This is a genomic window from Streptomyces sp. YS-3 (genome assembly GCF_045257485.1).
Lineage (GTDB): Bacteria > Actinomycetota > Actinomycetes > Streptomycetales > Streptomycetaceae > Streptomyces.
In genome coordinates, this window is sequence record NZ_JBJHPC010000205.1 from 1 (window position 1) to 11,327 (window position 11,327).

The 11,327-nt window shown below is 69.5% G+C and carries 8 protein-coding genes and 1 pseudogene; 4 read left to right on the forward strand and 5 right to left on the reverse strand.

Annotated features, from left to right (window positions below; all coding sequences use genetic code 11):
- Nucleotides 1-760: pseudogene (locus ACJA3G_RS18280) on the reverse strand (serine/threonine-protein kinase); the annotation flags it as partial.
- Between the two features lie 200 nt (nt 761-960).
- Here ACJA3G_RS18280 and ACJA3G_RS18285 point away from each other — a divergent pair.
- Nucleotides 961-2,010: an alpha/beta hydrolase gene (locus ACJA3G_RS18285; protein WP_406554071.1), complete on the forward strand. Its 1,050-nt coding sequence runs from the start codon at nt 961-963 to the stop codon at nt 2,008-2,010.
- 11 nt (nt 2,011-2,021) lie between these two features.
- On the opposite strand, the gene ACJA3G_RS18290 is transcribed toward ACJA3G_RS18285, so the two are convergent.
- Nucleotides 2,022-2,870: a menaquinone biosynthetic enzyme MqnA/MqnD family protein gene (locus ACJA3G_RS18290; protein ID WP_406554072.1), complete on the reverse strand. Its 849-nt coding sequence runs from the start codon at nt 2,868-2,870 to the stop codon at nt 2,022-2,024.
- A gap of 260 nt (nt 2,871-3,130) precedes the next feature.
- On the opposite strand from ACJA3G_RS18290, the gene ACJA3G_RS18295 reads away from it, so the two are divergent.
- Nucleotides 3,131-3,334: a cold-shock protein gene (locus ACJA3G_RS18295; RefSeq protein ID WP_006347360.1), complete on the forward strand. Its 204-nt coding sequence runs from the start codon at nt 3,131-3,133 to the stop codon at nt 3,332-3,334.
- Nucleotides 3,335-3,433: 99 nt separating this feature from the next.
- On the opposite strand, the gene ACJA3G_RS18300 is transcribed toward ACJA3G_RS18295, so the two are convergent.
- Entirely contained in the window at nt 3,434-3,832 is a 399-nt protein-coding gene (locus ACJA3G_RS18300) for an ATP-binding protein (RefSeq protein WP_406554073.1), read from the reverse strand.
- 133 nt (nt 3,833-3,965) lie between these two features.
- Between ACJA3G_RS18300 and ACJA3G_RS18305 the strand changes: the two genes are divergently transcribed.
- Together ACJA3G_RS18305 and ACJA3G_RS18310 are read left to right on the forward strand one after the other, a co-directional pair.
- Nucleotides 3,966-4,799: a helix-turn-helix domain-containing protein gene (locus ACJA3G_RS18305; protein ID WP_406554074.1), complete on the forward strand. Its 834-nt coding sequence runs from the start codon at nt 3,966-3,968 to the stop codon at nt 4,797-4,799.
- Nucleotides 4,796-5,023 (forward strand): DUF397 domain-containing protein, encoded by a 228-nt coding sequence (locus ACJA3G_RS18310; protein ID WP_406554075.1) that lies wholly within the window; start codon nt 4,796-4,798, stop codon nt 5,021-5,023. The genes ACJA3G_RS18305 and ACJA3G_RS18310 overlap by 4 nt, the downstream gene beginning before the upstream one ends.
- A gap of 64 nt (nt 5,024-5,087) precedes the next feature.
- On the opposite strand, the gene ACJA3G_RS18315 is transcribed toward ACJA3G_RS18310, so the two are convergent.
- Complete coding sequence (locus tag ACJA3G_RS18315; RefSeq protein WP_406554076.1) at nt 5,088-5,450, reverse strand: hypothetical protein; 363 nt, start codon at nt 5,448-5,450, stop codon at nt 5,088-5,090.
- A partial coding sequence (locus ACJA3G_RS18320) for an RHS repeat-associated core domain-containing protein (RefSeq protein WP_406554077.1) occupies nt 5,447-11,327 on the reverse strand: 5,881 nt, incomplete at its 5' end. The genes ACJA3G_RS18320 and ACJA3G_RS18315, both read right to left, overlap by 4 nt.

Sequence of the window (11,327 nt, forward strand, 5' to 3'; positions counted from 1 at the left end):
GCCCCGGGCGGCTTGGCGAGGCACGCCTCCACGGCCGCCCGCAGCTCCCCGTCGAGCCCTCCGCCCAGCTCGGGCTCCTCGTGCACCACCTTGTAGAGCAGGGCGGCCGAGGAGTCGCCCGGGAACGGGGGCTCGCCCGTGGCCGCGTACGCCAGGACCGCGCCGAGGGAGAAGACGTCGGCGGCGCCGGTGACGCCCTTGCCGAGGATCTGCTCCGGCGCCATGTAGCCCGGTGAGCCGATCGAGACCCCGGAGGCGGTGAGCGAGGCCGTGCCCTCCAGGGCGCGGGCGATCCCGAAGTCGATCAGCCGAGGCCGTCGAGGGTGAGCAGCACGTTGGAGGGCTTCACATCGCGGTGGACGAGCCCGAGCGCGTGCACGGCCGCCAGCGCCTCCGCGAGTCCCGCGCCCAGCGCCCGCACCGAGCGCTCGGGGAGCGGGCCGTGCGCGGCGACCGCCTGGGCCAGCGAGGGGCCCGCCACATAGCCGGTGGCGACCCAGGGCACGGCCGCCTCGGGGTCGGCGTCCAGGACCGGCGCGGTCCAGGCGCCACCCACTCGGCGGGCCGCCTCCACCTCGTGGCGGAACCGGGCGCGAAACTGTTCGTCGAGGGCGAAGTGCGGGTGGACCACCTTCACGGCGACCGTGCGCCCGCCCGCGCTGCGGCCCAGGTAGACCCGGCCCATGCCGCCCGCGCCGAGTCGGCCGAGCAGCCGGTAGGCGCCGATGGTGCGCGGTTCGCCGGCTTCCAGCGGCTGCATCGCGATCTGCCTTCCCCCATGCCGTCACGTACGGTCGACAGCAGGGTAGAGCGTGGGGTGTGCCGGATCACCGGGCCGGGCCGGATCGGGACCGTACGGCGACGAACCGATACCGGTACCCGGTCGTCTCTCCCTGCGGAGTCCGCAGGGAAAACCCCACCGCCCGCCAGCACACGCACCAGACCGTCTCGGAGCATCGTATGAATCGCCGTACCGCCGCACTCATAGCCGCCGCCGTCCTCGGCTCGGTCGCGCTGGTCTCCGGCTGCTCCGACGAGGGCGAACCGGTGAGCTTCGACAGTCCGGCGGCCTCCACGGCGGCGCCCGCGCCCAAGGGCGGCGGCCCCGGCGGGCAGAACAAGGCGGGCGGGGGCGCGGTCTCCGAGGCCGTGGCGAAGACCCTGCTGCCGACCGGCCCGAAGGCGCAGTTCACCACGCAGAACACGCTGGAGGACGGCACGAAGATCGGGATGACCACCCTGCACGGCAAGAAGTCGGGGTTCACCGGCAAGGTGTGGGTCTGGGCGCCGAAGCAGTACTTCGACCCCAAGTACGCGCAGAGCGGCTTCCCGGTGCTCATAGCCCTGCCGGGCGGCAACGGCTACCCGAAGAACTACTGGATGGGCACCGACCTCAAGCTCCAGAGCAGCATCACCCAGTGGTCCAAGGAGGGCAAAAGCGTCCCCTTCGTGGTGGTGATGCCGGTCCTCAACCCGGACGCGAAGTACTACTACGACGGCAGTGACATACCGGGGCGGCCCAGGATGGGCACCTGGATGACCGAGGACGTGCCGGACTTCGTGAAGGCGAACTTCCGCACCTTCAAGTCCCGTGACGGCTGGGCGTTCATGGGCTCCTCCTCCGGCGGCTTCGTCGGCCTGAAGTCGGTGCTGAAGCGTCCCGACCAGTTCAAGGCCGTGATCGCCTCCGGCCCCGACACCGTGCCGGACTCGCCGCTGTGGGCCGGTCACGAGGCCGAGAAGCAGGCCAACAACCCGGAGAAGCTGGCCCAGGCCCTGATCGACCGCAACGGCCCCGAGGTCGACCTCGCCTTCCAGATCGGCACCAAGGAGGGCGGCATGGCGAACCTGAACGGCTTCATCGCCCGGTACGGCAAGGGCCCGGTCAAGACCCATCTGCAGGTGATCCAGGGCGGGCGGCACAACGCCCACACCTACATCAAGGGGATGGGCGACGGGACCATGCAGTGGATCAGCAGCAAGCTCCAGGCCCCGATCCCGTCGCCCTGACCAGGGGCTGCCTAGGCGCCGAGCAGCTCGACCGCCACGTCCGCCGGGAAGCCGGTGGTCGGTCCGGTCCGGCGGGCGAATTCCCGTACGCCCGCGAGCTGGTCGGCCCCGAAGCGGAAGTCCAGCGTCGTGAAGTAGCGCTCCAGCAGCTCCGCGTCGAAGACCTCCCAGCGGGCGGCCTGCTCGGCGACCTTGGTGACCTCCTCCAGGGAGAGGTCGCGGGAGGCCAGGAACGCCTGGTGGACCTCGCGCACGACCCCGGGCTCACGGGCCAGGTAGTCCTTGCGGGTCGCCCACACGGCGAAGACGAACGGCAGACCCGTCCACTCCTTCCACATGGCCCCCAGGTCATGGACCTGGAGCCCCAGGCGCGGGGCGTCGTGGAGCGAGGCGCGCAGGGCGGCGTCCCCGATCAGGACCGCCGCGTCCGCCTCCTGCATCATCAGGCCGAGGTCGGGCGGGCACGAGTAGTACTCGGGCGTGACGCCGTACCGCTCGGCCAGCAGCAGCTGCGCCAGGCGTACGGAGGTGCGCGAGGTGGAGCCGAGAGCCACCCGGGCGCCGTCGAGCTCCTCCAGCGGGCGCTGCGAGACGATCACGCAGGACATGACGGGGCCGTCGCAGCCGACCGCGAGGTCGGGGAAGGCCACCAGGTCGTCCGCGTTGCGCAGGAACTCCACGAGGGTCACCGGCGCTATGTCGAGATCTCCCCGGACGAGCTGCTCGCTCAGCTTCTCGGGGCTGTCCTTGGTCAGCTCCAGATCGAGCAGGGTGCCCGTGCGGGCGAGGCCCCAGTAGAGCGGCAGACAGTTGAGGAACTGGATGTGCCCGACCCGTGGCCGGGTGGTTGTTTGGTCCACATCGCGAGACTAGACCTGTCCGGTTTGTCCAGCTACGGCGGGTCGGTTCGTCAGCGCGTCGCGGGGGTGTCAAACGTCCGGGTGACGTGATCTTTCCCTCTACCGCAGCCCCGATCCTGCGTGCTACGCTCAGCGCAAGTTGCAGTTTGGTTTCCCTTGCAGTACAGAGCCTGCGGAGCATGTAACCCGCAGGCTTTTGTAGTTTTCAGACTTCTTAGCAGGTTCTGGAGCAGGGCAACCCTTTGGCCCAAGGAGGGCTTATGGCTACCGGAACCGTCAAGTGGTTCAACGCTGAAAAGGGCTTCGGCTTCATCGCCCAGGACGGCGGCGGCCCGGATGTCTTCGTCCACTACTCCGCGATCAACGCGGCCGGGTTCCGCTCCCTCGAGGAGAACCAGGTCGTGAACTTCGACGTCACGCAGGGTCCGAAGGGCCCGCAGGCGGAGAACGTCACCCCGGCCTAGTTGCCCGGGTCGGCGATCGCTGACTAGCAGCAGTACCCAAGGAGCCCTTTCCCGTACGGCAACGTACGGGAAAGGGCTCCTGCCTTTTCCGTTCCGCCGCTAGAGCCCCACCTCCGCCCACACCGTCTTGCCCGGCGGACGCTCGGCCACGCCCCACGCCGTCGCCAGCGCCTCCACCAGCAGCAGCCCGCGCCCGGACTCCGCCTCCCCGGCCGGCTCCGGACGCAGTGGCCGGCGCGCGGCCCTGGTGTCGGTCACCTCGATGCGGAGCACCGTGCCGAGCGCCAGCCGGAGCTCGAACTCGTGCCCCGGTACGTGGCCGTGCAGCACCGCGTTCGCCGCCAGCTCCGCGACGATCAGCGCGGCCCGGTCGGAGCGCTCGCTCCCGTGCGGCACGCCCCACGCGTCCAGCTGCCCGAGCGCCAGCTTCCGCGCACTGCTCGCACCCCGCCGCGTACTGCCGAACCGCCGCGCGAACTCGACCGTGGGGGTGGTCATTTGGGAATTCATGTCACCGAGCGTGACGAGATGTGCGTACGCTGAACAAGGGGTGTCGCCCGACACCGGCCTTTCTGTACGGGTACGGCGAAAGTCCTGTACGAGTCGTCGCCCGTGACCCCTGGAGACGTACATGGATGATGACGACGGCCTCACGTCGGAGCTGTTCATCGCCGTGGGTGAGCAGCTGAAGGTGCTGCGCGTCCGGGCCGGGCTGACCCAGAAGGAGTTCGGCCGGATCGTCGGCTACACGGAGAGCCAGATCTCCGCGATGGAGCGGGGCGTACGGACCACGCAGCCGGACTTCCTCGACAAGGCGGACGACGTCCTGAACGCGGGGGGTGTGCTGAGGGCTGCGCGCAAGGCGATCGAGAGCGCCCAGGCGCGGGCGCGGGTGCGGCACCCCGGCTGGTTCCGGGATTACGCGAAGGAGGAGGCGGAGGCGGTCGCGCTGCACGACTACAGCACGCAAGCGGTGCCTGGTCTGCTCCAGACCGAGGAGTACGCGCGGGCTATCTTCACGCACCGCCGCCCATTGCTGGACGACGCGACCATCGAGAAGCGGGTGGCGGACCGGCTGGCCCGGCAGCAGATCTTTGAGCGATGGCCTCCGCCAACGGCGAGCTTCGTGCTGGAGGAAGCCGTGCTGCAACGGCGCACCGGCGGCCCGCGCGTCCATGCCGATCAGCTATTGCAGTTGCTGCGCATCGGCAAACTGCGCCCCGTCGAACTCCAGGTAATGCCGAACGACCGCGAAGAACACCCTTGCATGGATGGCCCGTTCATCATGCTGACGCCCAAGGGGCGCCAACAAGTGGCCTACTTGGAGGTACAGGGGTACCCCCGGTTGATCACCGATCCCAACGAAGTCCGTGTCTTCAGTGAGCGCTATGGGATCATCCGGGCGCAGGCTCTCACCCCACGGGAGTCTCTGTCCCTGATCGAGAAGATGCTGGGAGACGCATGAACTGGTTCAAGAGCAGCTACAGCGGCGGCGAGGGCGGCGCCTGCGTCGAAGTCGCCTACGACTGGCACAAGTCGAGCTATAGCGACGGCGAAGGCGGCGCCTGCGTCGAGGTCGCCGCACACCCCGCCGCCATTCACGTCCGGGACTCCAAGGTCACCCAGGGCCCGGAGATCACCGTCGTACCGCACGCCTGGGCCGCGTTCGTCTCGTACGCCGCGCGGTAACCACCGACACGGCGAGGGGCCCGGCACCGTGACCGGTGCCGGGCCCCTCCCCACACGAACTACCTCACACCGCCAGCAGCTCCGGCTTCGGCATGACCGCCGTCGCGAAGACCAGCTGGGTGAGGAGCATGATCCCGAACAGCGCTCCCCCGCCGCCCAGTGCCAGCGGCAGCACCGGCATCAGCAGCAGGAACACCGCCGCCGTGCGGAAGCCGCCCGGCGTCCCGTACCTCTTGAGCAGGCCCAGGAGGAGGAGCAGGAACAGCGAGACCGCCGCGACGTACAGCATGAGGTTCACGCCGTCCGCCAGCTGCTCTCCGAACGAGAGCGCGCCGCGCGGGGTCAGCGCCATGGCCAGGAACCAGCCGATCGCACAGACCGGTACGTACCTCGCCGCGCAGCGCGGGAACCAGGGTGCGTGGGTCACTTCGGCGGATCCTTCATGCATTGGGCGGAGTTCCAGTACCGCATGTCCTTGTTGCCGTACCAGGGCATCGAGTCCAGACCGGAGACGTGGTCCATCCGGTCATGGCCCACCACCAGCGGCTTCTGCGTCCGACGGTACTGGACGACCTCCATGTCCGGGTAATGGTCTCCCTTCCTGGTCACCGTCACGGAGCCCTTGTTGGCGGCGATCGTCACATGGGTGTCCACCGAGAACAGGGGCATCAGGCTGTTCACCCCGGCTATGCCGAGGTCGAGTTTGGACGAGTTCGAGTGGTACTGGCCGAGGAAGCTGTAGTTCACGATGTTGCGGCCGGTGACGCTCCCCGACGGGTAGTCGTTGAGCGACAGCGGGTCCGCCGGGATCATCCGTGACGGCGACTCGATGTCGTACCCCTCGCCGCCGCCCGCCTGGCTGAGCAGGTACGACGAGACGTGCTTGGTGGAGGGCCGGGTGTGGGAGGGCGAGACCTTGAAGGTCACGTCACCCGTGGCGGTGTCCCAGAACAGGACCATGCGGTAGGCCGCGTCCGGGTCCGTGCTGTACTCCCGGTTGTCGCCGAGCAGCTGGTAGCCCAGGCCCGGGATCTTCATCGCGTCCTTCGTGTGGATGAAGAACTTCATCATGATGATGCCCCGGTCGGGGCCCTTGCCCACGTTGAAGTGGCCGAACTGGGTGCCCTTCTCGCCGTGCGACCACATGGCCCTCTTGGCGATGGCGTACGGCGAGTAGTGGCGGGCCACCTTGTGCACCACGCGGTGGACGATCCGCTTGATCCGGTGGAACACCTTCTTGACCGCGTGTTTGATCTTCTTGAAGATGTGGCCGATGTGGAACTCGCCGCTCGGGTCGCTGTCGGTGACCGGCGAGTTGTTGGCGTACGCGTACCCGTTGATCTGCTGCGGGTCCGAGAGGTCCATGACCGGGTCCACCGAGGCGAACCGGCCGTTGGCCGCGTCGTACTCCCGGGCTCCCATGTGCGTGAGGCCCGTGGACTTGTCGGTGGTGCCGCCCACGAAGCCCCGGTCGCCCGGCCAGCCCGACTGCGGCTGGGTGCCGCGCGGGGTGCCGAACGGGCCGGAGACGCGGCGGGTGACCGACAGGGTGACGGAGTCGACCGCCACCTCGTCGGTGCCCTGGTGGTCACCGAGGAGGTAGGTGATCGTGCCGTCCGAGCCGCGCGCGACCGTCGTGTTGCCGGCCGTGTAGTAGCGGACGCCGCTCACGGTGTCGCTCGCCCTGGTCAGCGTCAGCTCCTCCGCGCCCAGGTACAGGGTCACCGCGCCCGGGTCCCGGCGCAGCAGCCGGGAGCCGTCGGCGTCGTAGAGGAACGTGGAGGTCTGGCCGTCGATCGTGGAGGAGGCGAGGTTGCCCTCGGCGTCCCAGGTCAGCTTCTGGTCCCCGGCCGAGGTCACCCGGCGGGTGGTGTTGCCGGAGGCGTCGTACTCGAACGCGTCGGTGCGCGCCCCGGGACCGGTGACGTCGACCTTGTCCATGCCGTGCGGACGGGTCTCGCCCGGCTGCGGGTAGGAGTAGCCGCGCCGGACGTCCTTGGCGGTGTCGCCGGTGACGTCGTGCTGGACCTCGGCGGCCCGGTTGCCGACCGTGTCGTAGGTGTACGAGTACCAGTACGGGTCGACGCCGCCCACCTTCGGGCGCACGTCTGTCGACGGCTTCAGCGCGCAGTCGTCCGTGCCGGTCCACGCGTGCGAGAGCCGCGCCGCGAAGTCGTAGGTGAAGCACTGCGTGTCGGTGACCGACTTGTCGTCGCGGTCGTTGCGGATACGGGTGATGTTGCCGGCCGCGTCGTAGCTGTAGACCTTGCTGTCGATGGTCTGCGGGCCCTGCGACTCGCGGTCGTTGACCACGCTGCTGAGCCGGTGGGTGTCCTCCTCGTAGGTGTACGTCTGCACCGTGCGTCCGCCGACCGCGCCCAGCACGGTCTGGAGGATCTCACCGGACGGGGCGTACTGGTTGCCCAGCGAGTACACGTCCGTGCCGTTGCCGACCGTGGTCGCCAGGCCGTAGTCCGTGTAGCCCTGTCGGACGGTCTCCGTAGGAAGCCCGCCGCCGGCCGGGAAGGTGGTGGTGTTGGCCAGGCCGGTGGTCGGCGTGTAGGTCGAGCTGAACTCGTAGGTGCCCTGGAGCTTGCCCTCGGCCGCCGGGACCGTGATCACCGAACCGGTGGCCCGGCCCGCCGTGTCATAGCCCTTGACGGCCGTGGTGTAGGCGTTGCCGCCGTCCCAGCGGGTCGAGGAGCTGAGCATCTTCTTGCCGCCGGCCAGCGTGTCGTACGTCCACTCGGCGAGCTTGGGGCCTGTGACGCCGTCCTTGCGCAGACTGGTGGGACGGCCGATCTCGTCGTAGGTGTACGCCAGCGTGGTGCCTCGGGCGTCCTTCGTCGTCTCCGTCCTGCCGTCGGGCGTGAACGTCGTGGAGACGGCGCCCTTGTCCGGGTCGTACGAGGTGATCTGCCGGCCGCGCAGGTCGAACGTGGCCGACCAGGTGTTGCCCGCCGCGTCGACCAGCTTCGTCAGCCGGTCGGCGGTGTCGTAGGTGTATTTCAGCGCCTCGTACTTGTCGGCGCTCGCGCCGATCACCGGGTTGCGGTCCTTGTACTGGCGCAGCTCGACCGGCTTGTCGTGGGCGTTGCTGACCACCAGCGTGGCGGCGGCGCCGCCCGGCGGGAGGGTCGCCGTCCAGTCGCCGCCGTAGGTGGTGGTCGTGCGCCACCGCTCGGTGCCCTTGGTGAGCGCGATGGAGGCGGTGGTGCGGCCCATGCCGTCGAACTCGGTCACGGTCTGCGCCGGGACCTGGCTGTCGGGCACCGCGAGGACGGCCGTCGCGACCGGCTGGTCGTTGTAGTACTCGGCGTTGTCCTTGTAGGTGCGGCCCTGGCTGTCGTAGAAGCTGTCCGTGATCAGCCGGCCCGTGCCGCCGTACGCCTCGGTCTGGGTCTGGCGCTTGCGCAGCAGACCGTCGTAGAGCGTCACCGCCTTGCGGTACTTGCCGCTCTCCAGCAGCGTGTTGGAGGTGACGGCGCTCGGGCCGTCATTGCGTACCTGGTAGGAGAAGGTGACGTCGGCGGAGGCGGGCTTGACGCGGCCCGGCTTCCAGGCGGCGGTGAGCTGCCCCAGCGCGTCGTACTCCTGGCTGGTGACCCGGCCGTTGGCGTCGGTCGCCTTCAGGGTGAGCCCGCGCAGACCGTCGAGGTCGACGCTGGTGATGAAGCCCTTGTTGTCGGTGGTCTTCACCGTGGTGGGCTGGGCACCGGTCGCCGGGGTGTACGCGGTGAGGGTCTTGGCCCCGGCCGCGTCGACGGTCTGCGTCATCCGCCCGTACGCGTCGTAGAGCGCGGTGGAGGTGGTGACGTACACCGGAAGACCGGCGCTGTAGTGGTCCAGCTCCTCGATCTTGGAGGGCATCGCCTTGCCCGCGACGGGCGCGGCGCCGTACGCGCTGGTGTCGTACGTGGTGCGGGTCTCGCCGGTGACCGTGCTCGCGGTGGGAGCCGTGCCGCAGACGGTGGAGCTCTTCTGCTCGGCGGCGATGTAGGCGATCAGGTAGTTGGTGGTGTCCGGGGTGACGTAGGTGGTGCGGGTGCACTGCTCGTCGCCCGAGACGGAGATGTCGCCCTCGTCCGAGGCGGTGAGGGTCTGGCCGTAGGCGTCGAAGGTGGCGGACGAGCGCGTGGTGCGCCAGCTGCCGTCGTCCAGCAGGGTCCTGTCGGTGCTGGACTCGGTGTCCGTCTGGTAGGCGTGCAGATCGGTGGTGCCGGGACGGGGCTGCGTCGCGGTCAGCTTCGACCACGGCTTGTCCACGGACGACTCGACGATCCTGCCGCCGTCCTTGTCGTAACTGGCGCTCTCCAGCTCCTGGCCGCCGTACTGCTCGGCGTCGGTGTACAGGGCGCCGAAGGAGTCGGCCACCTGGGCACCCGCGATGCCCCGCAGGTACGTCGTCTCCGACAGCGTCCTGTTGGACGTGCCGGTCCGGGTGCGGACCTTGCCGTAGCCCCGGTAGTCGCTGTACGTGCGGTGCTTGTCGAGGGTGAACTCGCTGGTGTCCTTGGCCCAGGCGATCCCGCCCAGGTACTCGTACTCGGTCACCTCCGAGTCGGTGCCCGCGACCTTGTCGTCCTCGGTCACCTTGGTCACCACGTACTTGTGGAACCAGTCCTTGACCGGCACGCTGCCGCCCTCGGGGGTCCACCAGTTCGGGTAGCAGCGCTTGGTGTTGGTCGCCTCGTCCGGCGGGCTCGCGTAGGCGCACTCGGTCGGCGAGTACTCGACGAGGGTGTCGGCGCCGTACTCCGAACTGATGCGCGTGACGCGGTACTTGTTCAGCGGCGGGCGGCCCTCGGAGGCGTCCACGCGGTTGGGCATCAGGGTGCCGCCGAAGGTCACCGCCGGGTTCGACAGGGCGGTGCCGCCCGCCTTGCCGGTGCGGGTGATCGAGTCGAGCCACAGCCCGTTGCCGCCGGTGTCACCGGTGCCGGGGAAGCTCTGCCCGAAGGTCCAGGTGTCGATGTCCGCGTAGCCGGTGCCCTTGAGAGCCTGGGTGGTGACCGAGGTCAGCCGCTTCTTCGACCAGAACGACGGCGAGCCGTTGAGGCAGTCCGCGCCGACCGTGCAGACCTCGTCGACCGGGGTGTCCGGCCAGTTCGAGGCGTGCGCCTTGTCGAAGGCGCAGTCGGCGGCGGTGCCCAGGCAGCGGTCGGCCATGGCGAAGTTCACCTTGGCGGCGGGCTGGGCCGCGTAGATCTGTCCGGCGCGGTGGCCGTACTCGATGTGGTCGAGGTAGCCGCCGCGGGTGTAGCCGGCGTCGGCCTTGGGCTTGGTGGTCGTGGAGCCGCCGGAGTTCTTGGCGTAGGCGTTCTTCTCCTGGGTGTAGAAGAGTGCCATCGCGTCGCCGTGCGGATCGACCACGTAGTCGAGGTTCCAGCGCCAGCCCTGGTTGCGGACCGAGTCCGTGAAGGCGGTGGCGTGGCCGGGCTCGCCGGTGTGGTTGGCGTAGACCGGGACGGTGTAGGCGGAGCCGGTCTCGGTCTTGCCGGTGGTCCAGCCGGGCAGGCGGTTCTTGCCGAACCAGTACTGGGTGCCGTCGAGCGTGGTCACCTTCCAGTACTCGTTGTCGTCGTCACCGTTGCTGGTGTCGGTGGCGGTGCCCTTGATCCGCTCGATGCGCGAGCCGTCGTCCTCGGCGGGCCGCCACACGTCAGCGGTGCCGGTCCTGACCAGCTCGGTCGAGGAGCCGTTCAGGGACATCATCGCGTTGTCCGAACGCCAGCACAGATCACCGGACTTGGCCGGGGCGTTGGTGCCCGTACCGTTGTCGTCCTTGCACGCCATGTACTGCCGCTCGATGAAGCCCATCTCCATCTGCCAGCCCTCGCCCAGCGCGGAGGGCTGGTTGTTGCTGGAGGCGGTGCGGCCGTCGACACCCGAGGAGGAGTAGGCGAGGGCGAGCTTGGGGGACAGCTCCCCCGGGACGGGCGGCACCTGAAGCGGATACTCCCAGGAGAACCCGCCCTCGTTGCCCCCGGCGGTCCAGTTCCCGGACGCGGAGAGCGAGGTCGCCTTGAAGTCCCCGTTGGCCCCGTCGGGGGCCGCGGTGGCAGCGAGCACGGTGAAGGCGGGCGCGGCCGAGGCCATGGCCGCGCCCTTCGTCCCGGCGTCCGGCGCCACGTCGACCTCGGCCGTCAGCAGCCCGGACGTGGAGTCGTTCCGCGAGGCCAGCGGCGTGACCGTACGGCACTGCGCCTTCTCCGGCGTCGTCAGGGCACACCCGGGCAGCTGTACGAGCCGCAGCCGGGTGGCCCAGTCCGCCCCGTACGCCCCCCGGAACCCCTTGTAGTCG